Origin of the sequence: Citrobacter amalonaticus, from assembly GCF_001559075.2 — a bacterium.
Classification (GTDB): domain Bacteria; phylum Pseudomonadota; class Gammaproteobacteria; order Enterobacterales; family Enterobacteriaceae; genus Citrobacter_A; species Citrobacter_A amalonaticus_F.
In genome coordinates this window covers 2,089,621-2,116,005 of record NZ_CP014015.2, presented here as the reverse complement: position 1 = coordinate 2,116,005, position 26,385 = coordinate 2,089,621, and the positions used below count along the sequence as shown (strand labels likewise).

Genomic DNA, 26,385 nt, shown 5'->3' with positions numbered 1-26,385 from the left:
TCCAGCCAGACGGAGTTAGCGGAAACTGCCGGTTTTTACAGTGACAGAATGACCTCGTCGAGACAGGCGAACGGAACCGGGCGCGACAGAAAATAGCCCTGTGCGGCAAAGGCGGGAGAACGTTGTACGTCGCGCCACTCTTCCAGCGTTTCCACTCCTTCAACGATCACGCCGCGGCAATAGCGGTTCATCAGTTGCAGCAGCATGGTGAAGAGATTGCGCCCCTCTGGCGTCTGGCGAAGCATCACGAACAGTTCGCGCGCGACTTTTATGTAGTCATAACGGACTTCATTCAGCGCAGAGAAGTTAGCCATCCCGGTGCCGAAATCATCCAGCCACAGCGGGCCAAATTCGCACATGCTGGCAAAAGAGGATTCTTTTGGCAGATGAATATGTTCGACCAGTTCAAAACGCAGCCACGGCATCCGCTCAATCATCTGCACAATGTTGGGCTGCTGACGCATGGCGAGGAGCGTCGGGCCATCGACATTCACAGAGGCCAACAATTCATGACGCTGGAAAAAGTCGGCCTTCTGCTCCAGTAGCTGAAGTTGTTCTTTGACGATATCAATGCGATGGCGCACCGCCACCCCGGCAAAATAGCGGTCGGGCGCGATACGTTGGGTTGGGTTGTCCGGATGCGTCACCACCGTCAGCAGCTCAACGGCTAACAGGCGTCCGTCGGTCCGGTAAATCGGCTGATAAGTGTAAGCACGCTCGCACTGCAGCCAAAAGCGCCGATCCTGCAAGCTTTCAATGCTCGCCTCGGAATTGCTTCGCTGCTGGATAACCTGGTTTATCATCTCAGATGTCCCGTGATTAAGTGTGTTACTGCCCCGACTCGTCAAAGGTTATCGGCCTTCAGACGGAGAACTTTATGTTCAGCCACGCGCAAAATCGAAAACGGTTTGGTAAAAATCAATGCAGAATACGGACTGGCTCAAAAAAAATTTTGGAACGTTGTTTTAATATGATTGACCACCTAACACCCACAGCGCACACTAACGCTAACTTTTTCTAAGCAGGTTCACGACTATGTCCAAAAAGATTGCCGTGATTGGCGAATGCATGATTGAGCTGTCACAGAAAGGCGCAGATGTTCAGCGCGGATTCGGTGGCGACACATTGAATACCTCCGTTTACATTGCCCGTCAGGTTGATGCTGCGGCACTCTCCGTGCACTACGTCACGGCGCTGGGCACGGACAGTTTCAGCCAGCAGATGCTCGAGTCATGGCAAGGCGAAAACGTGGATACCTCGCTGACGCAGCGCATGGAAAACCGTCTGCCTGGCCTCTACTACATCGAAACTGACAGCACCGGTGAGCGGACGTTCTATTACTGGCGCAACGAAGCGGCAGCGAAATTCTGGCTGGAAAGCGAGCAGTCAGCGGCTATCTGCGAAGAGCTGGCGACCTTTGACTATCTCTACCTGAGCGGTATCAGCCTCGCGATCCTGAGCCCATCCAGCCGTGACAAACTGCTGTCGCTGCTGCATGAATGCCGCGCCAATGGCGGGAAAGTGATTTTCGACAACAACTACCGTCCGCGCCTGTGGGCCAGCAAAGAAGAGACCCGGCAGGTGTATCAGAAGATGCTGGAATGCACCGATATTGCCTTCCTGACGCTGGACGACGAAGATGCGCTCTGGGGCGTGAAGCCGGTTGAAGAGGTGATCGCACGGACGCATGCCGCGGGCGTGCAGGAAGTGGTGGTGAAACGCGGTGCGGATTCGTGCCTGGTGTCTGTCGACGGTGAAGCACCGATCGACGTTCCTGCGGTGAAACTGCCGAAAGAAAAAGTGATCGATACCACTGCTGCTGGTGATTCGTTCAGCGCCGGGTATCTGGCCGTTCGCTTAACCGGCGGCGATGCCGCCGATGCCGCCAGACGGGGTCACCTGACCGCCAGCACCGTCATTCAGCATCGCGGGGCGATTATCCCACGCGACGCCATGCCGCAGTAAAACTAGCGTCGAGGCGCGACGAAAATGCGTTATCAGGCCTGGGAAACTCGTTCTCCAGACCTGATAAGCGCAGCATCAGCAGGCAATCTCCGCTACTGTGCAGCCGGAATATCTGTCACTTCCGGATGTGCATCATCCGTTTCTATCGGCGTCGCCGCAGCAGTCACCGGTGCCATGATTTGATCCCACGTCGCCTGCAACTCCTTCATGTTGAATTCCGGCTCGCCTTTCGGCTGCAGCAGAATCAGCGCCATATCCTGCGACAACTGCTGACGCAGATCCTGATTCAACATCTCAACGGTCAGGCTGTTCAGGAAGTCCTGACGCAAACGCTGGTACTGTTCAGGCGCGATATCCACGACCTGATTTTGCAACGAGCGCAGACGCTGGCTGATGAGAATATCGGTATCGGTACGGGCGTAGGTCGCAAACAGTTTCTGCAGTTCCAGATTCTTTTGCGCCACCAGGGCGTTGAATTCTTCTTCCGGCAGGCCGTTATCACGCACTTTCGCCAGTTCACGCGCCACGGTGCTCAGATTGGCGGAAATCTTGTCGTTTGGCGATTCGATGTTGATTGCACACTGGGCGCGCAGGAACAGCACGCGGCAGTCAAAGCCGAGGCCGATATCTTTCGCATTGCTCTTACTCAGCGCCTGCTGAACGTGCCAGAACAGCGCCTCACGCGCTAAATCCGCACGCCAGTAGCGCAACAGCGCGGCAGACTCGCGAATCGGCTGCCACGGCGTATCCCACATGACAGAGAGACGATCCTGGCGCACCGCGTCGGTCATAATGCTCACCGCCTCCGCACGCAACGGCGAGAGCGTCGGCACTGGCGCAGGGGTTTCACGTTTCCCTTTCAGTTCACCAAACGTTTTGTTGATTTGCTCGGCCACCGACCGCGCATCAACGTTGCCGACGACAATCAGCGTCATCGCATCCGGGGTGTACCACTTCTGATAGAACTCATGCACTTTCTCCGCGTCCACCGGCATTTTTACCGGCTCGGCGGGATCGTGGCCCAACAGCGCCGACCCTTTCAGACGATAGCGCCACCAGCCGTCTTTCGTGTCGACGGGCAGCGTGGTGACCATGTCCTCTGTGCTTAGCGCATGATTGACGACGTCGGGGGTGATCGTCAGTTTGCCCATCGTGTTCGCCAGATAGTTCAGCGACTCTTTCAGCAGGTCGTTGCGGTTATTGGGCAGGCTAAGATTGTACTGTGTGGAGTCGTAAGAGACGGTCACAGGCGGCATCGGACGTTTAGGGTCAAATCCCTGCTGCCACAGTGAACGTGCCTGCGCGGCATCGAGGCCGCCACTTTGGGTTAACGCAATACGGGGAATAAGATGACTGAAACCGCTCTGTTGAGTACTTTCGGCGAGCGAACCGGTATTTACCAGCAGACGGACCTCGATACGGTCGCTGGGGCGCTGCGGGGTGGCTAACACTTGCCACTGTAAACCATTCGCCAGCGTCCCCTGTTGCCATGCCGGGTCAGGCTGGAGCGCATCTGCCTGCACATAGCCAGCAGTGGCCATCATCAGCAAACCGCCCGCTATAAGTCGAATTTTTGTGCCCTGCATGTGAACCCCTGATCAACAATCCTGGTAATAAAAAGACAACCCCTGTTGGGCTTGTCTGAATATGACGTTAAAAACACTTCGTGTTAGACCGCAAGAACATGAAAATGTCACGGAAGAAGTGAAATAAACCCGATACCTCCATGTTGAAGGATTCGGGCCCAGGGGTCAATTATGCGCAGGAGCCCGCAGCCCCACAAGGGACTGCGGTCATAAGTATCGAAATTAAGAGGATATTTCGTGCGTTTTGCCTTCAGGTGCACGATTATTCAGCACATCATCAAGCTTCTTGTGGTCCAGTTCCTTCACCCACTTCGCGACCACTACCGTTGCCACGCCGTTACCGACCAGGTTGGTCAGCGCACGGGCTTCAGACATGAAGCGGTCGATACCCAGGATGAGCGCCAGCCCGGCAACCGGCAGATGGCCAACCGCAGAGATGGTCGCCGCCAGCACGATAAAGCCACTTCCGGTAACGCCCGCCGCCCCTTTCGAGGAGAGCAGCAGTACTACCAGCAGCGTAATCTGATGGAAGATATCCATATGACTGTTGGTGGCCTGGGCGATAAACACCGCCGCCATCGTCAGGTATATTGAGGTTCCATCAAGGTTAAACGAATAGCCGGTGGGAATAACCAGCCCCACAACCGACTTGCGACAGCCAAGCTTCTCCATCTTATCGAGCATACGCGGTAACGCAGACTCGGAAGAGGACGTCCCCAGCACGATCAGCAGTTCTTCACGGATATAGCGGATAAATTTAAAGATGCTGAAGCCTGTTGCACGGGCGATCGAACCCAGCACAACAACCACAAACAGAATACAGGTGATGTAGAAGCAGACGATCAGTTGCCCCAACTGCACCAGCGTACCCACGCCATATTTACCGATGGTAAACGCCATTGCCCCGAACGCCCCGATTGGCGCCAGACGCATGATCATGTTGATGATGCCGAAAATGACCTGCGAGAAGCTTTCAATGACGTTGAAAATCAGCTGGCCTTTGCTGCCCAGACGATGCAGGGCAAACCCAAACATCACCGCAAACAGCAGAACCTGCAGGATGTTACCGCTGGCAAAGGCGCCAATGACGCTGCCCGGGATAATATCCATCAGGAAGCCTACGATTCCCTGGTCTTTTGCCTGTTCGGCGTAAATCGCTACCGCTTTCGCATCCAGCGTTGCCGGATCAACGTTCATCCCGGCACCGGGTTGCACCACGTTAACGATAATGAGACCAATGATCAGCGCAATCGTACTGACAACCTCAAAGTAAAGCAGCGCAACCGCACCCGTACGGCCCACCGCTTTCATACTTTCCATGCCTGCAATGCCGGTCACGACAGTACAGAAGATAACAGGTGCGATGACCATCTTGATCAGCTTAACGAACGCGTCGCCAAGCGGTTTCATTTGTGCGCCTAATTCAGGGTAGTAATGGCCAAGGAGAATACCAATGGCAATTGCTGTCAGGACCTGAAAGTAGAGGCTTTTAAACAGAGAGATTTTCATAGGGTGTCCTTGAAGTAAAAACCACAGGTCTTGTAAGGTTTTGGTTAACCTGCGGCCTTAAAATAACACCCAGACAACATCGCAGAAATGCACCAGGATCATAATTGAAACAAAAATGTTAAAAACCTTGAGCTGGCTCGCACAAGCCGGACCTTTTTAAAGTATTGTAATCACATCAATTGTGCTTCAGATAACGTTCTTCGAAGGTTTCTGCAGGTACCGCACGGGCATAAAGGAAGCCCTGAGCGATTTCAACACCTGCCTGCGCCAGCCATTCACGCTGCGCTTCAGTCTCGACGCCTTCCGCCACCATCTGCAAATTCAGACTGCGCGCCAACAGGATAATCGCCGAGATCATGCTGTTATCTTCCGGCAGGCCATCAACAAACATTTTGTCGATTTTCAGCACGTCGATGGGCAAGGATTTCATGTGCTGGAGCTGGCGCAGTCCCGCGTAGCCCATACCGAAATCGTCCAGCGCGATACGCACGCCGGCGTTACGCAACGGACGCAGTATCGCCACGGCGGCATGCGGGTCGTCGATCCGCCGACTCTCCGTCACTTCCAGAATGAGCGTACCCGGCTGGATACGGTAACGATTTAACAGTTCCAGCATGTCTGACACCATATTCGGGTGCATCAACTGGAGCGCCGACAAATTGACCGACAGCGGCAGGGTGATCCCCCGTTCCTGCCAGGCTGCGAGCTGGCGGCAGGACTCTTCCAGCACCCAGTGGCCCACGGTGACCATCAGGCCGCAGGACTCAATCCGCTCAATCAGCCCTTCCGGCAATTCCCAGCTTCCGTCCGGCTGCTGCATGCGCAGCAACGCTTCAGCGCTGACCACCTTGCCGCTGCTCATCTCCACCTGAGGCTGCAACCACAGGGCAAAACGGTGGTTGTCCAGCGCAGTGAGAATATCGCTCTCTTCGGTCAGCCGTTTCTGGGCCGCTTCCATCTGCTCAGGGTCGAAGAACTGAATCTGATTTTTGCCCTTGCGTCGGGCGGTAAACGCTGCGGAGACCGCGCGTCCGTAGAGCTGTTCTGCACTGAGATCGCCGTAATACATCGCCACGCCAATACAGCAGCTCGGGCGGAGTTGGATCCCCTGCACCGGCAGTCGTTCATTAATGATAGTGAGTACTTGCTGACCTAGCGTAATCGCGTGCCACGGCTCTTTGACGCCGTGGGCGATAATGGCAAAATCGTAACCGCTGATCTGCGCGAGCACCATTCTCGGCGACAGTACTGATTTCAGTTTCTCTACCAGCGTCAGCAGCAGAATTTCCCGCTGCGCCTCTTTCAGCACACCTGCCGTATCGCGCAGCGTTTCACAGGTGACAATCATCAGCGCCGTGGTGTGCTGACGCGCCACGACCTGCTCAAGCAGCCCCATCAGGAACGCTTTGTTCGGCAGTTCAGAGACCGGAAAACGCATCGCGTTGTCCGTCTGCTCTTCGCTATGGCGCTGGACCAGTTGTTGATTGAGGTTGTAGCTGCGCACCAGCAGGCCAATCTCATCATCATGATGCAGACGCGGCAACGCCAGCTGATGTCCAATCAAATCCTGTTGCGGAATGTTATTCAGCTCGCGGGCAATTTTGCGCAGCGGGTGCAGAATCAGGCGATTCACGCACCAGCTAATGGCCACCGTCAACATCAGGGATAGAAGTAAGTAAATGGTCACTAACGTAGACAGCGTGCTCATCACAAACTTATACATGCGGAATGAGTCGGCCTGGAGTACCAGATACGCCAGCGGTTGCGGATTCGCAGGACGTTCAAGCGAATAGAGAGGCAGCGAGATCTGCACCGGCAGTTCGAAGAGCCGGGTCACCATCACCGGGACAGGCCGTTCAGGGATAAAGCTCATGCGCAGCGCCTGAAACTGATTCGGTAGCACCACATCGGCCCGTTGCACCACCCCCGCCGGCTTGATACTGGCGAGAATCGCTTCGGCTCCGGGAATATCGGCCTTTAAAATTGAAGCAGACAGCGGTTCACGTACCGAACGGGCAATACTTTCCAGTTGCGTCGCCGTGTTATAGCGGTTCTGCTGCACCAGATGAAACAGCAAAACGGTACAAAACAGAAACACAAACACCATGACAACGGCAGCCACCATTGCCATCTGCTTAATTGTTAACGAGCGACTGACGCGCAATATTGTCTCCCCCGGATATCCCAGATTGCCGCCCGAGTATACCCGATCGCGGCGGCATTGAGAGAGGCTGTGTCTGAAAAGGACTTTTCTGATTACCAGTCTGCGTACGGTACCAACGGCTGCGGCGGTAAATCCATATCACCCTGCCATCCTGCGGCGGAATAGCGAACATACAGCAGTAAATGGCTTGGCGCGTAGTCTTTTGCCTGTTGAATATCCACCGCGGTCCCGACAAACCAGTTAGAGGTCACCCGACGCTCGATCAGCGCCCGCGCGGTATAACCAAAGCCCTGGCTGCTGCCGCCGCCGTTAGTTTGTTCGCTGGCTTCCTGGCGGTAATCCGACGGAATCAGATTCAGTAACGGATAACGCGGCATGGTTTTGGTGCGCGAATGCGACCAGGATACGGAGCCTCCCAGTTCCCAGGACCAGTTTTCCGTGCGCTGACGCCACATCACCGGCACCGCGAAGGACAAGTATTCCTGCGGACTGTAGTAGCCGCCGTGGCCCAGCGAATAACCGCTCAGGTCTTTGTCGTAGTGCCAGATCATATTGTTCAGGCCCACGGTAACGCGGCGATTATTCTCGTTGATGATTTTGTAGTAGTAACCGGTCATCCACCGGACGCGCCAGTTATCCTCGACATTTTTTCCGGTTAACTGATCGGCGCCGAGTGACGCCCAGACGCCGTTGGCTTCACCTTTGTCGTAGCTGAGGCTAATCCCGCCGCCGTCCGCGCGAACGCCCCCCCATTTTTTACCGGTGTTAACGTCGTTGCTGTCGCCGTTGTGGCTCTGCGCATCTTTCTGTCCGCCAAAGGCGAGCAGCGAACTGGAAATCGGACGGCGGTGCGCGTTCAGGGTATAACCCAGCGGCCCAATGTCATTGCTGTAACTGACGCCGCCGACCACATCGACGACGTTGAAGCCCATCGGCGTGGTGCCGATATCCCAGCTCCAGGTGTCATTCTTCCAGCCAACGGCAACGCTCGCCCCCGTGTCCGACTGGCTACGGCTGCCGCTACAGTCTTCCAGCGTACAGGTGCCCCAGTTATTGTCGTAGCGACCATTTGCATCTGTTGAGAAGCTGCCCGCGTTCATGTTGACCAGATCGGTACGGAAGAACATACGACCGTCCGAATACGGCGCATCCACATGCAGCATGGTGGTATGCGCTTTCAGATCAGAATAGCCGCCGGTACCGCTCGATCCCCAATAGTCATGCTCCAGCGTGACGTTCAGATCCTGCTGACGATATAAATCCGCCGCATCGCTGCGTACGCCACGCTTCAGCCAGTCATCTTTTTCATCGTTACGGGTCAGACGGGTAAAGGTGTCATTATCCTGCGGACGCGTTGGCGTGATGCCGGACGCCACCATCGCGTCTTTGTACGTATCCAGCGCCTGTTGCGGCTCGCCGCTCTGCGCCTGAAAATTCGCGGCGTCACGCAGCACCATCGCGCTTTCCATTGATGGCGGCTGCGCTTTGGCCTGCGGAATCAAAGTATTGAAGGTCTGTTGTGCCGCAGTGGTGTCGCCAAGCTGCATTTGCGCCAGCGCGATTCGCCGCTGCATGTTGATTGACGGTGTCTGCGTTGCGGGCAGTTTTGTCAGTTGCGCTCGCGCGGCAGGCTTGTCGCCCTGGGCGATGTACACTTCCGTCAGCCCCAGCATCGCATCGACGTTGTCCGGTTCGCGCGCCAGCACGGCGTCGTAAGCGCCTCGCGCCGCATTGTATTCCCCACGCTGCTGCGCCCAGTCGGCCAGCGTTAAATCGAGACGGGTGGAGGCAGGCTGTTGGCGTAACAGCGCTTCCGCCTCAGCCTCCCGGCCGCTGTCGCGCAGACGGTTAGCCGTTTCCAGCACCTGGTTGCTTTGCAGGCGGTCGGCCAGTTCCTGAATGTTACTGTTCCACTGACTGCGCGGCAGGCTGTTGATGTGCGCCAACGCCGCCCGATCCTGATCATTGCCGGACAGGTACAGCCCATACGCATACACTTGTTCCGGGTCGTTGGGTTTCTGACGTGCCAGCTCACTCATCTGCGCATCGGCCTGGCTACGCTGCCCGGCCTGCCACAGATCGCGTGACAGACGATACGTTATCCAGACGCTGCCTGGATCCAGCGCCAGTCGGCGGCGTTGCAGCTCCGCAGCCTGTGCCCAGTTGCCCTGGTTCTCCAGCGTTTCGGCCTGCTGCGCCAGGCGATCGTTTTCCAGTCCACGTTCAATATCATCAATACTGCGACGCTGGCTGGCAGAGAGCGTGGCGATAAACGCGGAGGCTTTCTCCGGCGACTGCGCGCGATAGAGGTTTGCCAGACCGCGTACGGCGTTGGTATTGCCGCTGTCCATGCGCAGCGTCTGCTGGTAGTAGCGCTCGGCAGCCGGATAATCTTTCCGCGCCATTGCCGCATCGCCCAGCCCCAGCACCGCATAGCTGTCGGTATTGTCGATGTTTCTGGCCTGCTGATAGAGACGTTCAGCCTGGTCAATATTGTTGGCTTTCAGCGCGGCATCGCCCTGTTGAATCGCCAGCCAGTAACTGTTCACTTTCAGCAAGCTTTCCCACTTGCTGCGGCTCCCGCTTTGCGGATCCATCGCCAGCGCTTTCTTAAACTGCGCAACGGCGCTGGCGCGATCGCCCCGCTGAGAGTAGGCCTGCCCCAGCGCGCCCACGGCTTCGCTGTCGCTTTGGTTGGCTCTCACCGCCTGCTGTAATTCAGAAACCGCCCGTCCACCCTGACCAGCGTCGACTGCCGCCAGACCCTGCGCACGCGCGCGGAATGTCGGATCGGAGAGCTGTTTTTGCTGTTCGCTGAGCTTACTGCGCGCAGCGGCCACGCTGTCCCCCTCGCTGAATACCGTGAGGTATTTTTGCAGCGCCTTCACGCTGGCGTCGCTGACCGGCAGATCCTTGATCTGGGTGTACCAGATAGTGGCCGCGGCATTCCGCCCGGTGTTGGATTTCGCCATCTGCTCCAGAATCACAAAGCCTTCGGCCGGGCGATCGTTATCAAACAGCAGTTGCGCCAGCGTATTTTGCAATGGGTTATTGCCCGGACTGCGGGCGTTAATCGCCTTGAGCTGATTGATCGCCTGATTGCGGCGGGCCGGAATTTTTGCCACCGCGCTCCAGTACTCCACTTCCAGGTCGCCTTCCGGCGGGTTGCCCTTGAATAACTTATCGTAGGCGGCGACAGCCTCTTCGGCATGCCCGGTTGTCGCCTGTAGACGCGCCTGCTGTATCGACTGACGCCCATCCGGCGTCGCTAACAGCATGGTGGTTTGCGACGATTTATAGGCGTCAGAACTTGGCGCTAACTGAGAAAGTCGATCAAGCTGTTTCTGCGCGCCGTCGTTATCGCCCTGACGCAGCATGTAACGAAAGCGAGCGGCAATAACATCCGGATTATTCGGGTCAATCAGTTCGAGGCGATAGAGCGACTGGCGCACCAGATCTTCACGGTGCGTTGCTTCTCCCAGCCGCACCTGCTCCAGCAACTGCTGTTGCGCCGACGGCGCGGCGTCGGCAAAGGGCATCAGGGCAATGCCGAGTGAAACCCCGAGTAAACTCAATTTGAACTTGCGCATTCCTGGCCCCAGTCAGGTAGTAACTCACCTTTGGCGGTGAAGCGATAACGATGCTGATCCCACCCTTGTCCGAAGAGGGTTAGCACGTAGCTGTAATAGGCATCGCTGCCGGGGAAATGGTCCGTTACGCGCTGTCGCTGCACCGCTTGTGCGTCGCGGTTTTGCAGGAAAGGCAGTAAGGCCGCAGAAAAGCCTACCGGGCCATTGCCCTGCGCTTTGCCGCTGGCGACGTCCACTTTCTCCGGCGGGAGACCGTTTTTAGTTGTCAGGGTTGCCATCGGTTTGAATTTTGCCAGCAGCCGCGCTTTCTGCGGGTCGCCGTCATGCATCATGCCCGCCCACAGATAGACGCGAATCGCGTCGTAACTGCTGACCAGCGTTTTCTCTGCCTTTAATTGCCAGCCTTTGTTTTTCTCGTAACGGACCCAGTCCGGCGAGAAACCTTTCGGTGCCGTTTCTAACAGCAGTCTCTGGTTGGTTTCACGCAGAGTGGACCACGGCGCGCCGAAACGGGTGAAATACTGCGCCAGCTGCGGCGGCAGATAGCTCGGATTAAAGCGCCAGGCGTTGGCTTCGGCAAAACCAATCTTGCCGGGCAACAGCATGGAGCCCAGCCCCGGCACCGTCACCACTTCTTCGCTGGCAATACGTTTCAGCAAGGCTTTGCCGATGTCGGTATAGCGCGGTTCTTTCCACAAGCGTCCCGCTTCCAGCAGCGACCACGCGATCCAGATATCACCGTCAGAAGCCGAGTTGCTATCCAGCACCGCCCAGGTGGAGGGATCTTTCTGTCCCCACAGCCAGGCGGGCAGATGTTCCTGCAACGACCCTTGCGCGAGGTTGTTCTGCGTCCAGTCCAGTAGCTGGTCAAAGGACTGGCGATCGTTGGCGGCAAGAGCAAAGAACATCGCATAGCTTTGCCCTTCCGAGGTGGTGATTTTGCGTGCGTCGCTGGGATCAATCACCCGCCCTTCCTGACTGATGTAATCCTTTTTAAATTGATCCCACTCGGGCCAGGTACAGGCCGCCTGTACACTCAGTGCGGCCAGCATTAACACCATGACTATCCCACTTCGCAACGCGTTCATTATTTATCACTCATGATCCGGATCGAGACGGCGGCGACTGATGATGCGCAGCAGACGCCACAGCACCCAGGCCAGTAATACCACGCTGATCGCCGCCAGCACCGCTAACAGCACCGGATGGTTAGCCAGCGCATACCACAGACGTTCAAACCACGGCAGATGGCCCACGTAGTAAATATCGCCAACACGTAAACTGTTCACGCCAGATTCACGGATCACCGAGACGGAACCAAACATCGCCGCCCGTTTGCCGCTGTCATTGATGGCCTGGTTCAGCAACTCGTAGCCACGCGGACTGTCCGCCAGCAGCGCCACCACGCTACGCTGATCGTTAAACGGCGACTGGAAGCCGACGACCGCCGCCATCGGTCCACTTGACGTTACCGTCGCCTGCGCATCCGCTTTACGATCGGCTTCATCAGGCATGATGCTCGGGAACGTCGTCTGACGCATCGGGGTTTTCACCCAGCTTTCCGCCGCCTGGACCAACAGGTCGATACGCTTGTCGTCTTTCAGTTTGTCCGGGATCGAGCCGATAATCAGAATGTCCGCATCTTTGCCCTGAATCTGGCTGCTGTCATCGGTGATGGTCAGGTTAATCGCCGGGAAACCGGTTTGGGCGCCAATGGTCGCGGTGGCGTCGAGCAGCGTTTCCATCTGCGCTTCGTTCGGCGTTTTCGGCATCACGGTGATGGTTTCCGACAGATCCGCCATGCGGCTGAACGGGAAGCCCGCGTTCGCAAACGCGCGCAGATCCGGCATCGCAATGAAGTGGTAGTACTTCGAGAAGTCGATGGTGGAGTCGTCGCCAATCACCACATGGTTCGGCACCGGCTGGAAGGTAACACAGTTTTCAACCGAGCCGCCCGGCATCGGGTTCATGTACTCGAAGTCAAACCGCAGTTGGTTCATCGCACCCAGTTTCAGCGCCGGAATGGCAACATCCGTTTTTCCGTCCAACAGCCCTTGCAGTACCGGCAGACGCAGCAACAGACGGTTGCTCTTCTCATTGCTGGTCAGACTAAAGGCTTGCAGGAACTGGTTGTTCAGACTGATATCCATGCGCGAGCTGTCTTTGGTCGGCGGCGTGGTGTAACGGTAATTGAGGTTCATATCAATACCGGTACTGCGCAGCAGATAGAGATCCGGCGGCAGGTTCAGAGAGACGTTGATCGCCGCAGGTTCCATCCCGGTGGACTGCAACTGCTCTTCATAGGTTTTCAGTTCGCCGAAGGTTACCGGACGATCGGTGCGCACCCAGTTTGGCGCATCGTACGGTTTACGCGCCAGCAGCGGTTTCACCTCGTTCACTTCCACACTGCTACCGCGAAAGAGAATGTTGCCCTGGGCGATCCCTTTCGCGGCCTGCAGCAGATCGTTGTCGTCACGACCAAACACCACCAGCAGCTTCACATAAGGGTTATCCGGATGGCTGATCATTTCGATCACCGGCGCTTTCACCGGCGGATGTTCACGCAGGAAATCAGGTCGCTTGTCGTTAGTGGCAAAGACGATCGCATTACGATCCGGCAGCGTGTTGTACAGCACCGGGAAGTGCTGACCTCGCCAGCCCGCCCGGGAACCAAACCAGGACGATACGATTGACGCCGCCTGTTGCAGGGTACGATCCGGCGAGCCGGCAAAGACCATTGGCAGCGTCACCGCGCGGTTGTCGCGTGGATCGAAGAACGGTACCGGGAAGTGCGAGAGATCGTTTTGCACTTCCAGCGTCTGGTAGGTGAGGTCCAGCATGCTGCTGCGACCGACGTCCAGCCACAGCGTACTGCTGGCCGGGTTTTCACAAACCTGCTGATAGTGGCCGACGAACTCCAGCCGCACGCGGTTAAAGTCGGTGATAAACAACGGGTTGATCGGCATTTGCGCCAGCGTCTTTTTGCCCAACTGTTCCTGGGTGACCGGCAGCACGCCCATCAGCTCATCGTTCAGATAGACCTTAAGCTGCGACTGTATCGGCAGCAGGGACGGCGATGGGGTGTACTCCAGATTCAGCACGGCTCTGGAGACCACTTCATCGCTGCGCATGCCAAATTCAATACTGCCGTTAGGGTTCACGCCACGCAGCACCATGCTGCCCGGCGGCGGCGCGATCTGCGCAAACGTCAGTTTCACGTCACGGGAGGGGCCATTCTGCGCCACAATCGGCGCATCAGCCCCCTGAACGCCCGGCATGACCTGACCCACCGGCTGATTTTCATCTGCCTGTGCAGGGGCCGCCGCCGGGGCCACGGTTGGCTCAGTGTTTATCAGTGGTTGTGTTGCAGGCGTCGCATTCGTCATGAAAGAAGGGATTGCGCTCATCCCCATTGCCACTGCACAAATCCAGGAAAGTTTTCTTTTCATCGCGTTATCATCATTGTTGAGCCATAACCTGATCCGGCTGTTGCACCGCCACCTCGTCCTGCTCCGGACGGCGTGGAATGAACGACACAACCCAGGAAACCAGAGAAGTCAAAGACCGGAAAACTATTTTGACGGAAGACGGGGAGAATTCCGCAAGATGGCGATAGCCACGGAAACCCAGCTTCAGAATATCCAACAGGCTTTCCAGCGGTTTATCTTCCGGATAGCTGTCCTGCCAGAGCGCCCATGTATCAGCACGGGCAAACGTACATTGCACAAAATCGATATGCTGTTTGGTGGTCAGCGGCATCAGTTGCAGCCCCACCTGTTCACCCCAAACGCGCGCCACCTGCGTCGGGAAGACATATTCCTGCTGGCCGCGTTTGAGCAGTAAATTCACCTTCTGCCCTTCCAGCACCTGGGCCTGACCGTTGATCTTGATCCCCAGACCGCCGTCGGAGAAATCATGGACGGTGCACGAGAACAGGTGTCCGTCCTCACGGGCAATCGCCGCCGGCATAGAAATTTCAACACGGTGTGAGCGGCGAACCTGTTTACTTTCAACCGACACCGCTACCGCGCCGCCGAGAATAATCAGGTTGTAGAACACCCACACCAGGCTGACGATAACCGTCAGCATTTCATTTTCCGGCCCGTAGAAGTAACGCCAGACGCCCACGGCCACACCGAACAGGTTAAGCAACACCAGGTAGATGTACGGACGGGAAATCACCCAGTCGACATACTCTTCTTCGACCAGCCCGCCCTTTGCGGTGACGTTAAATTTCCCTTTGTGCGGGTTGATCAGCGCCACCAGCGTCGGCGGCGCGATGTACCAGGCCAGCACCGTTTCGTAGATCTCACTCCAGAAGGAGTGGCGGTACTTGCCCTGAATCTTCGAGTTGGTCAGGCTGGCGTGGACCATGTGAGGCAGGACGAACAGCGCAATCATCAGCGCGGGTGCATAAATGATATAGGCATGCAACAGCAGGAACGCCAACGGAGCGGTCAGGAAGATCAGTCGTGGAACACCTGACAGGAAGTGGAACATCGCGTTGACATAACATAATCGCTGAGCGAACTTCAGCCCCTTGCCGGTCAGCGGGTTATCGAGTCGGAAAATCTGTACCATCCCGCGCGCCCAGCGAATACGCTGACCGATGTGGGCAGACAAACTTTCGGTCGCCAGCCCTGCCGCCTGCGGAATGCGCATGTACGCGGAGGTATAACCGCGACGGTGCAGACGCAGCGACGTATGCGCATCCTCCGTCACCGTTTCAACGGCAATACCACCAATTTCATCCAGCGGTTTACGGCGAATCACCGCACAGGAACCGCAGAAGAAGGTGGCATCCCACATGTCATTACCGTCCTGTACCAGACCGTAAAACAGCGTGCCTTCGTTTGGCGTCTTGCGAAAACGTCCGAGGTTACGTTCAAACGGGTCCGGTGAGAAGAAGTGGTGCGGCGTCTGCATCATCGCCAGCTTCTTGTCTTTCAGGAACCAGCCCATCGTCATTTGCAGGAACGAACGCGTCGGCACGTGGTCGCAGTCAAAGATCGAAACAAATTCGCCTTTGGCATATTTCAGCGCGTTGTTAATGTTCCCGGCTTTAGCGTGTTCATGGGTGGTACGGGCAATATATTTCACCCCCACGGTCTGGGCGAACTGGCGGAACTCTTCACGTCCGCCATCGTCGAGGATCCAGATATTGAGCTTATCTTTCGGCCAGTCGATACCCAACGACGCGTAAATGGTGTTTTTCACCACGTGTAACTCTTCGTTGTAGGTTGGCACAAAGATATCCACCGTCGGCCACTGCGACATATCTTTTGGCAGCGGCACCGGCTGGCGGTTCAGCGGCCAGACGACCTGGAAGTAACCCAGCACCAGCACAATCCACGCATAGGTTTCGGCAAACAGCAGAATCAGCCCGCAGACCAGACTCACCGGATCGTCCCAGTTCAGCGTGGAGGTATAGCGCCACCAGATATAGCGGCACGATACCGTCAGCGACAGCACAATCAGCATCAGCGCAGAGAAGCGACCCGGCATGCGGCGCACGATCAGCGCAACGCCCCACAGCAGCATCAGGAAGATAAATTGCGCCAACGGGTTAAACGGCTGGGTCACGCATATCAGCGCCAGAATCAACGAGAAGGTGACAATAATCCCGATAATAAAGCGACGCGCGCCTGGGCTCAGGTGACCGAGCTCCTTTTGTTTATCCAGGTGCGTGGTGTTTTGCGTCACGCGTCCCGGTAGCGCATCCATCCACTGATGGTAACGCCCTCTGACGCCTTGCAGACGGGAGAAGGTTTGCCAGCGGGGCTGCGTCGTCTCCTGACGCGGCGACGTCGCCATCAACCAGAGGGTCTGAATGGCGTAACGGGCAGGATCTAACGGACGCGGACGCGCGGCGTTAATATGCGGATAGAGCGCTTTACGTTCGGCACGGATCCGCTGCCAGCGCGGATGCTCCAGTGGGATGAAGACCCACGCGAGGATCACCCACAGGCAGCCCAGCGCCGCGCTGAAAGACGACGCGCCATGACGACGATAACCCTGATAACGCTCGCTTAAGCGGGCGCTGACCGGCGGAATAAGCAGCCACCGGGACAGGACACTCATGATGCGCTCCCGACAGGAGTTTTATGGCCTGAGTAATGTAATAAACACCAGTTTGCCAGCGTCAGCACTTCTTCTGCGGCCAGTGAGTCACTGCGGTATTCCCCCAACGGCTGTTTGGCGGCCATACACTCAGCCACGGCTTCATCGCGGTGAATCACCATCGGCAGCAGACGACGCTGACTCTGTAGCCAGACCTGGTAGAGATCGTCCTGCAACTGACTGCCAACGCGTAAGTCGTTAATCAAAATATGCGCGCCCGCCGGCAGCGACTGCTGATGCAAACGGACATGGCAGTTGGTGTCGGCTTTGACAATCGCCAGCGTGTGATCGCTCTCATTGACCAGTTGTCGGGTCAACGGCGCGGAACCCGGGGGCAGATCCAGTAAAATCCATGAGTAACGTCCACTCTCTTTCAGCGCACGGATGCCCGCCGCGATGCCGCCCAGTCGTTCCAGCCAGCGGTCAGGATATTCCCGCTCCTGCGCCGTCAGTTGACCAAACGGCAGCAAATCAAGCTGCGAGGTATAACGCATCCCGCCTTCCTGCCAGTCACGACCATCAAGTATCGCTCTGGCCCAGCCGTCGCGATGAGTAAAATCGACGTTGAATGACAGGCGCAACAAATTATCGGGGCTGGTATCAACAACCAGGACGTTTTCCCCTAATAATTGCAATGACCAGGCCAGCGCAGCCGCGATCGACGTCGTGCCTACCCCGCCACGTATGCCCTGAAGTCCCAGAATGGCCATCCACGGCTCCCTTATTGTTGTTGCGCAAATTCAGCCAACAGCGGCCAGCGTTTAATCGCGGCGGCGAGCTGTTCACGCTGGGAAATATCAGTGTAATCAAATTCTGGCAATGAAAAAGCCTGGCTTAATGCCAGGAAATCGTTTTGAAAGGTATAGCCTAATGTTGAATCAGTTTGCGTGCCGGGTTCGTTGTCAGACATTTTGTTTTATCCCTTTGAATAGACTCGCCATGCTTCAAACATTTTTTCTTTTCGCATTCCGCTTCGTTCTCACCGAAATTCCGCAAGCTCAAATGTTGCTCATTTTCTGACTTGTTGTTTCGTGAAAATACGCGTCATGGAATCGGAAAGGCCGATGTTACAAGGCTTCTTGCTCGCCAAATCGATTCACATGCTAAATCTGATACGTTTTAATTTCAATGTTAGGTTTATTTCTGGGCTTTCGCTAGTAAACTGATAAACAGATAAAATAGCGACCCGAGGAACGCTGTGGACCCTGTATTTTCAATTGGCATCTCATCATTGTGGGATGAACTACGCCATATGCCAGCCGGCGGAGTCTGGTGGGTTAACACTGATCGCGTTGAAGACGCTATCAGCCTGGCGAATCAAACGATTGCCTTTCAGACCGGGACTGCAAAAGTCGCGGGCATTTCTATGGGCCGCGATCCTGGAGAAATATTCAAATTAGATGAATCTCACGGTCCGGAAAAAATTCAGTTATTTTCCATGCCAAATTCGGAAAAGGGTCTACAATTTATGACCCGCGATTTGCTGTGTTCCGTGGATCCGACGCATTACTTATTCATTCTTATTTGCGCAAATAACGGCTGGCAAAATATACCAGTTGAACGTTTGCGTCTGTGGCTGGATAAAATGAATAAATGGACGCGTCTCCATCACTGTTCTGTAGTGGTGCTTAACCCCGGGAATAATAACGATAAACAATTCTCTCTTTTAATGGGGGAATATCGCTCGCTTTATGGCCTCGCCAGTATGCGCTATCAGGGCGATCAGCATTTGTTTGATATTGCCTTCTGGTGTAATGAAAAAGGGGTCAGCGCTCGCCAACAGCTCACCGTCCGCCATCATGAAGGACAGTGGGAACTGGCGCAGAAAGAAGAAGCGGAAATCCAGCCGCGTAGCGATGAAAAGCAGATCCTGAGTAATGTCGCCGTGCTGGAAGGGGCTCCGCCACTCTCCGAGCACTGGAAATTATTCGATAATAATGAAAGTTTATTCAATGAGGCGCGTACCGCTCAGGCGGCTACGTTGATCTTTTCGCTTCAGCAAAACAGCCAGATTGAACCCCTGGCACGGAGCATCCATACTCTGCGTCGCCAGCGCGGAAGCGCGCTGAAAATCCTCGTGCGAGAAAACATCGCCAGCCTGCGCGCCACCGACGAGCGCCTGCTGTTAGGCTGCGGCGCCAATATGGTGATTCCGTGGAACGCCCCGCTCTCCCGTTGTCTGACGCTCATTGAAAGCGTTCAGGGCCAGCAATTTAGCCGCTACGTGCCGGAAGATATCACAACGCTGCTGTCGATGACCCAGCCGATGAAACTGCGCGGTTTCCAGAAGTGGGACGTGTTCTGCGAAGCGGTGAACAATATGATGAGCAACACCCTGCTGCCTGCCGACGGGAAAGGGGTGATGGTCGCGCTGCGGCCCGTTCCGGGTATCCGCGTTGAGCAAGCCTTAACGATGTGTCGCCCACACCGTACCGGCGATATTGTCACCATTGGCGGCAACCGCCTGGTTCTGTTCTTGTCGTTTTGCCGCGTCAACGATCTTGATACTGCACTGAATCATATCTTTCCGCTCCCGACCGGCGATCTCTTTTCTAACCGCATGGTCTGGTTTGAAGATAATCTCATCAGCGCTGAACTGGTGCAGATGCGCTTACTGGCGCCGGAGCAGTGGGGACAACCGCTGCCGCTGACCCAGAACGTGAAACCCGTCATCAATGCCGAGCATGACGGCAAGACGTGGCGGCGTATTCCGCAACCACTACGCTTACTGGACGATGAAACGGAGCGCTCATCATGATGACTATCAGCGATATCCTGCAAATCATCGTTGTTTGTGCGCTGATTTTCTTCCCGCTGGGATATCTGGCGCGCCATTCACTACGCCGGATCAGCAATACGACCCGGCTGTTATTTGCAAAACCTCGTTATGTTAAACCGGCCGGAACATTGCGCCGCACGGTGATTTCCAGGGCAACGAAAAAATGACTCAACAAACACAAAACGCATCACTGCCTTCACCACTCTGGCAATACTGGCGCGGCCTTTCTGGCTGGAACTTCTATTTTCTGGTCAAGTTCGGCCTGCTCTGGGCGGGCTATCTGAATTTTCACCCGCTGCTGAACCTGGTCTTTATGGCCTTCCTGCTGATGCCTGTTCCGCGTTACAGCCTGCATCGCATTCGTCACTGGATAGCTATTCCGATCGGTTTTGGCCTGTTCTGGCACGACACCTGGCTGCCAGGTCCGGAAAGTATTATGAGCCAGGGGTCCCAGGTAGCGGGCTTTAGCGCCGACTATCTATTGGATCTCGCGACCCGCTTTATCAACTGGCAAATGATTGGCGCCGTGTTTGTTCTGCTGGTCGCGTGGCTGTTTTTGTCACAATGGATTCGGGTTACCGTCTTCGTGGTGGCAATTATGGTCTGGCTGAACGTCCTGACGCTGGCAGGACCAGGCTTCTCTCTGTGGCCGGCGGGTCAACCGACGACCACGGTGACCACCACGGGCGGTACGGCGGCAGAAACGGTCGCGACCGCCGGAGGAACGCCGGTCGTTGGTGATATTCCGGCACAAACCGCGCCGCCGACCTCGGCGAATCTCAACGCATGGTTGAATACGTTCTACAATGCGGAAGCGAAGCGTAAAACGCCTTTCCCGTCAGCGCTTCCTGCCGATGCGCAGCCCTTTGAATTGCTGGTCATCAACATCTGCTCACTCTCCTGGTCCGATATTGAAGCCGCTGGGCTGATGTCGCACCCGCTGTGGTCGCACTTTGATATTCAGTTTAAGCACTTCAATTCCGCCACGTCGTATAGCGGCCCGGCGGCGATTCGTCTGCTGCGCGCCAGCTGCGGACAGCCCTCGCACACTAACCTGTACCAACCGGCAGGCAATGAATGCTATCTGTTTGATAACCTGTCAAAACTGGGCTTTACGCAGCACCTGATGATGGGCCATAACGGCGAATTCGGCGGCTTCCTGAAAGAGGTCCGTGAAAATGGCGGCATGCAGGCTGAACTGATGGACCAAAAGGGCTTGCCTGTGCCGCTGTTAGGTTTTGATGGTTCCCCGGTGTATGACGACACCGCCGTGCTACAGCGCTGGATGGAAACCACGGAAAAAGATAAGGATTCCCGTAGCGCCACCTTCTACAACACCCTGCCGCTCCATGACGGTAACCACTATCCTGGCGTCAGCAAAACGGCGGATTACAAAGCGCGCGCCCAGAAATTCTTTGATGAACTGGATGCGTTCTTCACCGAGCTGGAAAAATCGGGTCGGAAGGTGATGGTGGTTGTCGTACCAGAACACGGCGGCGCGCTGAAAGGCGACAGAATGCAGGTCTCTGGTCTGCGTGATATCCCGAGCCCATCGATCACCAACGTCCCGGCTGGCGTGAAATTCTTCGGCATGAAAGCGCCGCATCAGGGTGCGCCGATCGTCATTAATCAGCCAAGCAGCTACCTGGCGATTTCTGACCTGGTGGTACGCGTGCTTGACGGTAAGATCTTCTCCGAAGACAACGTGGACTGGGCAAAACTCACCAGCAACCTGCCACAAACGGCGGTGGTGTCGGAAAACGCTAACGCGGTGGTTATCCAGTATCAGGACAAACCGTACGTCCGTCTGAATAGCGGCGACTGGGTGCCATATCCGCAATAACGAAAAAGGCCGCAAGGATCGCCCTTGCGGCCTGGTTCGGGCGCATGTTGCCACTGCGGCAGGCAGACGCCCATCAGCGCATTTACTTCCGGCTACGTAGCCAGTTCACGACCATGCCCGCAATGATACCGGCAATGGCTGGAGCCGCTAAATCGTGCCAGAAAGCCATGCTTATCTGAGTCAACGTCATATCGCCGCCTGTGTTGCAATGGCAACCGTTCGCGGCTATCCTTGAGTTGTTCGGGTTCAAGGTAAGCCCCCGTTTAGTTGCCAGGTTTATACCAGACAACATGCGGGGGTTTTCTCTTTCCAGCAACTCACGCCGCCAGGGATCAAGCCCCCGCAACGTTGCGCCTCACCGGGGAAACCCCGCTTGCCGCCGATTCTACGATAACCCGCCATGCCCGACATCCAACACGCTTTCGCTTTGCGTGACGCCTCGCAATCAGCCAACTGGCAGAGACCCACACTCTTCTGTAGAATTGCGTCCCCTCGCGGTCATCAAGCCGTGACGGCTCTTTTTGGCAGGGGACTCCATGCAGCACGACACATCACCACTTTCCGATCACCGCGCATCCGGCAAACCGGCGTCGCAGAGTTTACCGTTTACCCGCTACGATTTTGGCTGGGTGTTGCTGTGCATCGGCATGGCGATTGGCGCAGGAACGGTATTAATGCCAGTGCAGATTGGATTAAAAGGCATCTGGGTCTTTATTACCGCCTCTCTGATTGCCTATCCGGCCACCTGGATCGTGCAGGATATCTACCTGAAAACGCTCTCCGAGAGCGAAACCTGTAACGACTATACCGATGTCATCAGCCATTACCTGGGGAAAAACTGGGGCGTCTTCCTCGGCGTGATCTACTTCCTGATGATTATCCACGGCATATTTATCTACTCGCTTTCCGTGGTGTTCGACAGCGCATCGTACATTCGCACCTTCGGCCTGACTGACGCCGACCTTTCGCAGTCATTGATCTACAAGGTGGCGATTTTTGCGGCACTGGTGGCGATCGCCTCCGGCGGCGAGAAACTACTTTTTAAAATCTCCGGCCCAATGGTGGTGGTGAAAGTCGGTATCATCGTGGTGTTTGGACTGGCAATGATCCCACACTGGAACCTGAGCAATATCACCGCCTTCCCGCAAGCGTCGGTATTCTTTCGCGACGTGTTGCTCACTATCCCCTTCTGCTTCTTTTCGGCAGTCTTCATTCAGGTTCTCAACCCGATGAATATTGCCTATCGCAAGCGTGAAGCGGACAGAGTGCAAGCAACCCGCATGGCGATTCGCACTCACCGTATCAGCTACATCACGCTCATTGCGGTGATCCTGTTTTTCTCCTTCTCGTTCACCTTTTCCATTACCCACGAGGAGGCGGTCTCCGCCTTTGAGCAAAACATTTCTGCGCTGGCGTTAGCCGCACAGGTCATACCGGGGCCGATTATCCACATCACCTCGACGGTGCTGAATATCTTTGCGGTGCTGACGGCATTCTTTGGGATCTACCTGGGGTTCCATGAGGCGATGAAGGGCATCATTTTGAATGTGCTGGGGCGCATCGTTAACGTCGGGAATATTCCTCCGCGCATCATTACGCTGGGTATTTGCGCGTTTATCGTCACCACGCTGGTGATTTGGGTTTCGTTCCGCGTCTCCGTGCTGGTGTTCTTCCAGCTCGGCAGCCCGCTGTACGGTATTGTCTCCTGCCTGATCCCTTTCTTCCTGATTTACAAAGTGGCCCCACTGGAAAAACTGCGCGGTCTGAAAACCTGGCTGATCTTGCTGTACGGGATGCTGCTGTGTCTGTCGCCGCTGTTGAAACTGATTGAGTAAATGCCGGTGGCGCAACGCTTACCGGGCCTACAAATCACTGTAGGCCGGATAAGGCGAAGCCGCCATCCGGCACTTTTGTCAGATCGCTGTCTTCTGCGGGTTCTCATCCTGATCAACCGCAAAACAGGCGACCAGTTGACCACTGTAGTCTTTCAGCTGCGGCTGCAACTGAGTGCAGGGCCCAAAGCGACGACGGCAGCGGGCGTTGAAGGCACAGCCCGGCGGCGGATTCAACGGGCTGGGCAGCTCGCCGGTCAGTTTGATGCGCTCGCGGCGCTCGTCCGGATTCAGACGCGGTGTGGCAGAGAGCAGTGCCTGAGTGTACGGATGGCGCGGGTTGTTGAAGATCTGGTCCTTCGTCCCCTTCTCCACACAACGGCCTAAGTACATCACCATCACTTCATCCGCAATGTGTTCGACGACTGACAGATCGTGGGAGATGAACACGTAGGACAGCCCCAGCTCCTGCTGCAAATCCATCATCAGGTTCAGCACCTGCGCACGGACGGAAACATCGAGCGCAGAGACGGGTTCATCGGCAATCACCACATCCGGATCGAGCATCAGCCCACGAGCAATGGCAATACGCTGACGCTGGCCGCCGGAGAACATGTGCGGGTAACGATCGTAATGCTCGGTTTTCAGCCCCACTTTCGCCATCATCGCCAGCGCTTTTTCACGGCGCTGCTCTTTGCTCAGCGAAGTGTTGATCAGCAGCGGCTCTTCCAGAATCTGTCCCACTTTCTTGCGCGGATTCAGTGAACCATACGGGTTCTGGAACACAATCTGGATTTTCTGCCGACGCAGTTTCTGCGCATGCGGATCGTGCTTAAGCAGATCCTGCCCCTGGTAATACAGTTCACCGCCGGTCGGCGTTTCAATCATCGTCAGCAGACGGCCGAGCGTGGATTTCCCACAACCGGATTCGCCCACCACCGCCAGCGTTTTGCCGCGTTCAAGGGTAAAAGAGACCCCATCGAGCGCTTTCACCAGACGTTCCGGGGAGAAAATCCCCTTCTTCACCGGGTAATGTTTTTTCAGGTCGATCGCCTGCAACAGCGGTTGTTGCGAGGTGGCCTCATGCGTACTCATAGTGTGGGCCTCCCGGCATCATCGAGTGGGTAATGACATTTCGACTGACGACCGCCATCCAGCAGGGCCAGTTCAGGTTCTTCACTGCGGCATTTGTCCGTCGCATAGGGGCAACGCGGGTTCAGCAGACAGCCCATCGGGCGGTCATATTTCCCCGGCACCACGCCTGGCAGCGAGGCCAGTCGCGCTTTATCCTGAGCAAACTCCGGCAACGCGCGCAACAACGCCTGGGTATAAGGATGACGCGGCGCGCGGAAAATGTCGTGCGCCGCCCCCGTTTCCACCACCTGACCGGCGTACATGACAATGATTTTGTGCGCGGCTTCCGCCACCAGCGCCAGGTCATGAGTGATGAGCACCAACGCCATGTTCTCTTTCTGCTGCAGTTCCAGCAGCAGCTCGATGATTTGCGCCTGGATGGTCACGTCCAGCGCCGTCGTCGGCTCATCGGCAATCAACAGCTTCGGTCGACAGGCAATTGCCATCGCGATCATTACGCGCTGGCTCATCCCACCGGAAAGCTGGTGCGGATACACGTCCAGACGCGAGGCCGGATCGGGGATCCCCACCTGGTTCAGCAGGTCAATCGCCCGCTGACGACGGGTTTTCTTGTTACCCCCCTGATGCACCTTGATCGCTTCCATAATCTGGAAACCGACGGTGTAACACGGGTTCAGGCTGGTCATCGGATCCTGGAAAATCATCGCCACTTCGGCGCCCACCAGGTTGCGTCGCTCTTTCTCAGAAATACGCTTCAGGTCCTGACCGTTGAACAGCAGATTTTCCGCCATCACGCGGCCTGGATAATCAATCAGCCCCATAATCGCCAGTGAACTGACCGATTTTCCTGAGCCTGATTCACCGACAATACCAACCACTTCACCCTGATTCACACTGTAGCTGATGCGGTCTACGGCGCGGAATTCGGAACCAACATCGCCGAAGTGCACCGATAATTTATCTACATTTAATAACGCCATCTCGAACCTCTTACTGCTTCAGTTTGGGATCGAGCGCGTCACGCAGACCGTCACCCATCAGGTTAAATGCCAGCACCGTCAGCAGGATCGCCAGACCCGGGAAGGTCACGACCCACCAGGCGCTCTGTGCGAACTGCAACACATCAGCGAGCATGGTGCCCCACTCTGGTGTTGGCGGTTGCGCACCCATGCCCAGGAAGCCAAGCGCGGCCATATCGAGAATGGCGTTAGAGAAGCCGAGCGACGCCTGAACGATCAGCGGCGCAAGGCAGTTCGGGAAGATGTTGATGAACATCTGGCGCATCGCGCCGGCCCCCGCCACGCGGGAAGCGGTCACGTAGTCGCGGTTGACCTCCACCAGCACGGCGGCGCGCGTCAGTCGCACATAGTGTGGCAACGCCACAAACGTCAGCGCCAGCGCGGCGTTACCAATCGAGGGACCGAATACCGCCACCAGCACCAGCGCGAGTAGCAGGCTCGGCAGCGCCAGCATGATATCGACGATACGCATGATGATGTTATCAACGATGCCGCCGAAGTACCCGGCCACAAGGCCCAGCACGACGCCCATCACCAGCGACAGCACCACCACCAGGCAGCCCACCAGCAGCGACAGACGCGCACCGTACATCAGGCGCGACAGGATATCGCGACCCACGTCGTCAGTTCCCAACAGATGCGCCAGCGTGCCGCCTTCCTGCCAGGCCGGCGGCGCCAGCAGGGTATCGCGGAACTGGTCAGCCGGGTTATACGGCGCCAGGAAGTTGGCGAATACCGCAATCAGGATCATGATCGCGACGTACACCAACCCCACCACGGCGCCCTTGTTGCGTTTAAAATAGTGCCAGAACTCCTGCATCGGTGTCATCGGCACCGGCGCAGCAATAACTTTATTTTCAGTAACCTGTGACATGATGGCCCC

At 56.3% G+C, this 26,385-nt stretch carries 19 protein-coding genes; 5 read left to right on the top strand and 14 right to left on the bottom strand.

Annotated features, from left to right (window positions below; genetic code table 11):
* Window positions 1-35: 35 nt before the first annotated feature.
* On the bottom strand, window positions 36-803 hold the full coding sequence (gene pdeH / locus AL479_RS10140) for a cyclic-guanylate-specific phosphodiesterase (RefSeq protein WP_061075989.1): 768 nt from the start codon (window positions 801-803) through the stop codon (window positions 36-38).
* Between the two features lie 232 nt (window positions 804-1,035).
* Here pdeH and AL479_RS10135 point away from each other — a divergent pair, with 232 nt between their 5' ends.
* Complete coding sequence (locus AL479_RS10135; RefSeq protein WP_061075988.1) at window positions 1,036-1,965, top strand: sugar kinase; 930 nt, start codon at window positions 1,036-1,038, stop codon at window positions 1,963-1,965.
* A gap of 92 nt (window positions 1,966-2,057) precedes the next feature.
* Here AL479_RS10135 and AL479_RS10130 read toward each other — a convergent pair whose 3' ends face one another.
* The 9 genes from AL479_RS10130 to bcsR all read right to left on the bottom strand — a co-directional run bounded on the left by AL479_RS10130 (window position 2,058) and on the right by bcsR (window position 17,844).
* The gene (locus AL479_RS10130; RefSeq protein ID WP_061075987.1) at window positions 2,058-3,551 is read right to left on the bottom strand and encodes a M16 family metallopeptidase; all 1,494 of its coding nucleotides are present in this window, start codon (window positions 3,549-3,551) and stop codon (window positions 2,058-2,060) included.
* Between the two features lie 222 nt (window positions 3,552-3,773).
* The gene (gene dctA, locus AL479_RS10125) at window positions 3,774-5,060 is read right to left on the bottom strand and encodes a C4-dicarboxylate transporter DctC (RefSeq protein WP_061075986.1); all 1,287 of its coding nucleotides are present in this window, start codon (window positions 5,058-5,060) and stop codon (window positions 3,774-3,776) included.
* Window positions 5,061-5,235: 175 nt separating this feature from the next.
* Window positions 5,236-7,224, bottom strand: a complete 1,989-nt coding sequence (gene hmsP / locus AL479_RS10115) for a biofilm formation regulator HmsP (protein WP_061075985.1) — start codon at window positions 7,222-7,224, stop codon at window positions 5,236-5,238.
* A gap of 92 nt (window positions 7,225-7,316) precedes the next feature.
* Window positions 7,317-10,814, bottom strand: coding sequence for a cellulose synthase complex outer membrane protein BcsC (bcsC, locus tag AL479_RS10110; protein ID WP_061075984.1), 3,498 nt, complete (start codon window positions 10,812-10,814; stop codon window positions 7,317-7,319).
* The gene (gene bcsZ, locus AL479_RS10105) at window positions 10,796-11,902 is read right to left on the bottom strand and encodes a cellulose synthase complex periplasmic endoglucanase BcsZ (RefSeq protein WP_061075983.1); all 1,107 of its coding nucleotides are present in this window, start codon (window positions 11,900-11,902) and stop codon (window positions 10,796-10,798) included. The genes bcsC and bcsZ overlap by 19 nt, the downstream gene beginning before the upstream one ends.
* A gap of 6 nt (window positions 11,903-11,908) precedes the next feature.
* Complete coding sequence (gene bcsB, locus AL479_RS10100; RefSeq protein WP_061075982.1) at window positions 11,909-14,263, bottom strand: cellulose biosynthesis cyclic di-GMP-binding regulatory protein BcsB; 2,355 nt, start codon at window positions 14,261-14,263, stop codon at window positions 11,909-11,911.
* 10 nt (window positions 14,264-14,273) lie between these two features.
* Entirely contained in the window at window positions 14,274-16,895 is a 2,622-nt protein-coding gene (bcsA, locus tag AL479_RS10095; RefSeq protein ID WP_061075981.1) for a UDP-forming cellulose synthase catalytic subunit, read from the bottom strand.
* The gene (gene bcsQ / locus AL479_RS10090) at window positions 16,892-17,644 is read right to left on the bottom strand and encodes a cellulose biosynthesis protein BcsQ (RefSeq protein WP_061075980.1); all 753 of its coding nucleotides are present in this window, start codon (window positions 17,642-17,644) and stop codon (window positions 16,892-16,894) included. The genes bcsA and bcsQ overlap by 4 nt, the downstream gene beginning before the upstream one ends.
* 11 nt (window positions 17,645-17,655) lie before the next feature.
* Window positions 17,656-17,844: a cellulose biosynthesis protein BcsR gene (bcsR, locus tag AL479_RS10085; RefSeq protein WP_042323607.1), complete on the bottom strand. Its 189-nt coding sequence runs from the start codon at window positions 17,842-17,844 to the stop codon at window positions 17,656-17,658.
* Window positions 17,845-18,132: 288 nt separating this feature from the next.
* Between bcsR and bcsE the strand changes: the two genes are divergently transcribed.
* The 3 genes from bcsE to bcsG are packed head-to-tail and all read left to right on the top strand — an operon-like array spanning window position 18,133 to window position 21,556.
* Entirely contained in the window at window positions 18,133-19,692 is a 1,560-nt protein-coding gene (gene bcsE, locus AL479_RS10080; RefSeq protein ID WP_061075979.1) for a cellulose biosynthesis c-di-GMP-binding protein BcsE, read from the top strand.
* The gene (bcsF, locus tag AL479_RS10075; RefSeq protein WP_042323160.1) at window positions 19,689-19,880 is read left to right on the top strand and encodes a cellulose biosynthesis protein BcsF; all 192 of its coding nucleotides are present in this window, start codon (window positions 19,689-19,691) and stop codon (window positions 19,878-19,880) included. Before bcsE ends, bcsF begins: the two co-directional genes overlap by 4 nt.
* A complete protein-coding gene (bcsG, locus tag AL479_RS10070) occupies window positions 19,877-21,556 on the top strand; it encodes a cellulose biosynthesis protein BcsG (protein WP_061075978.1) in 1,680 nt (559 codons plus the stop codon). Before bcsF ends, bcsG begins: the two co-directional genes overlap by 4 nt.
* An 82-nt stretch (window positions 21,557-21,638) precedes the next feature.
* Here bcsG and AL479_RS10065 read toward each other — a convergent pair whose 3' ends face one another.
* Window positions 21,639-21,746, bottom strand: coding sequence for a type I toxin-antitoxin system toxin Ldr family protein (locus AL479_RS10065; protein ID WP_061075977.1), 108 nt, complete (start codon window positions 21,744-21,746; stop codon window positions 21,639-21,641).
* 346 nt (window positions 21,747-22,092) lie between these two features.
* On the opposite strand from AL479_RS10065, the gene AL479_RS10055 reads away from it, so the two are divergent.
* Window positions 22,093-23,391, top strand: a complete 1,299-nt coding sequence (locus AL479_RS10055) for an amino acid permease (RefSeq protein WP_061075976.1) — start codon at window positions 22,093-22,095, stop codon at window positions 23,389-23,391.
* A 78-nt stretch (window positions 23,392-23,469) separates the two neighbouring features.
* Here AL479_RS10055 and dppF read toward each other — a convergent pair whose 3' ends face one another.
* Genes dppF through dppC form a run of 3 tightly spaced genes read right to left on the bottom strand, consistent with a single transcriptional unit; the run spans window position 23,470 to window position 26,376 of the window.
* Window positions 23,470-24,483, bottom strand: coding sequence for a dipeptide ABC transporter ATP-binding subunit DppF (dppF, locus tag AL479_RS10050; RefSeq protein ID WP_061075975.1), 1,014 nt, complete (start codon window positions 24,481-24,483; stop codon window positions 23,470-23,472).
* Complete coding sequence (gene dppD, locus AL479_RS10045) at window positions 24,480-25,463, bottom strand: dipeptide ABC transporter ATP-binding protein (protein WP_061075974.1); 984 nt, start codon at window positions 25,461-25,463, stop codon at window positions 24,480-24,482. The genes dppF and dppD overlap by 4 nt, the downstream gene beginning before the upstream one ends.
* Window positions 25,464-25,473: 10 nt before the next feature.
* On the bottom strand, window positions 25,474-26,376 hold the full coding sequence (dppC, locus tag AL479_RS10040; RefSeq protein WP_042998555.1) for a dipeptide ABC transporter permease DppC: 903 nt from the start codon (window positions 26,374-26,376) through the stop codon (window positions 25,474-25,476).
* Window positions 26,377-26,385: the final 9 nt, after the last annotated feature.

Excerpts from the sequence above, each read along its gene's own strand:
- pdeH (WP_061075989.1), bottom strand. The coding sequence starts at position 803 with ATGATAAACCAGGTTATCCAGCAGCGAAGCAATTCCGAGGCGAGCATT.
- AL479_RS10135 (WP_061075988.1), top strand. The coding sequence starts at position 1,036 with ATGTCCAAAAAGATTGCCGTGATTGGCGAATGCATGATTGAGCTGTCA.
- AL479_RS10130 (WP_061075987.1), bottom strand. The coding sequence starts at position 3,551 with ATGCAGGGCACAAAAATTCGACTTATAGCGGGCGGTTTGCTGATGATG.
- dctA (WP_061075986.1), bottom strand. The coding sequence starts at position 5,060 with ATGAAAATCTCTCTGTTTAAAAGCCTCTACTTTCAGGTCCTGACAGCA.
- bcsC (WP_061075984.1), bottom strand. The coding sequence starts at position 10,814 with ATGCGCAAGTTCAAATTGAGTTTACTCGGGGTTTCACTCGGCATTGCC.
- bcsZ (WP_061075983.1), bottom strand. The coding sequence starts at position 11,902 with ATGAACGCGTTGCGAAGTGGGATAGTCATGGTGTTAATGCTGGCCGCA.
- bcsB (WP_061075982.1), bottom strand. The coding sequence starts at position 14,263 with ATGAAAAGAAAACTTTCCTGGATTTGTGCAGTGGCAATGGGGATGAGC.
- bcsA (WP_061075981.1), bottom strand. The coding sequence starts at position 16,895 with ATGAGTGTCCTGTCCCGGTGGCTGCTTATTCCGCCGGTCAGCGCCCGC.
- bcsQ (WP_061075980.1), bottom strand. The coding sequence starts at position 17,644 with ATGGCCATTCTGGGACTTCAGGGCATACGTGGCGGGGTAGGCACGACG.
- bcsR (WP_042323607.1), bottom strand. The coding sequence starts at position 17,844 with ATGTCTGACAACGAACCCGGCACGCAAACTGATTCAACATTAGGCTAT.
- bcsF (WP_042323160.1), top strand. The coding sequence starts at position 19,689 with ATGATGACTATCAGCGATATCCTGCAAATCATCGTTGTTTGTGCGCTG.
- bcsG (WP_061075978.1), top strand. The coding sequence starts at position 19,877 with ATGACTCAACAAACACAAAACGCATCACTGCCTTCACCACTCTGGCAA.
- AL479_RS10065 (WP_061075977.1), bottom strand. The coding sequence starts at position 21,746 with ATGACGTTGACTCAGATAAGCATGGCTTTCTGGCACGATTTAGCGGCT.
- AL479_RS10055 (WP_061075976.1), top strand. The coding sequence starts at position 22,093 with ATGCAGCACGACACATCACCACTTTCCGATCACCGCGCATCCGGCAAA.
- dppF (WP_061075975.1), bottom strand. The coding sequence starts at position 24,483 with ATGAGTACGCATGAGGCCACCTCGCAACAACCGCTGTTGCAGGCGATC.
- dppD (WP_061075974.1), bottom strand. The coding sequence starts at position 25,463 with ATGGCGTTATTAAATGTAGATAAATTATCGGTGCACTTCGGCGATGTT.
- dppC (WP_042998555.1), bottom strand. The coding sequence starts at position 26,376 with ATGTCACAGGTTACTGAAAATAAAGTTATTGCTGCGCCGGTGCCGATG.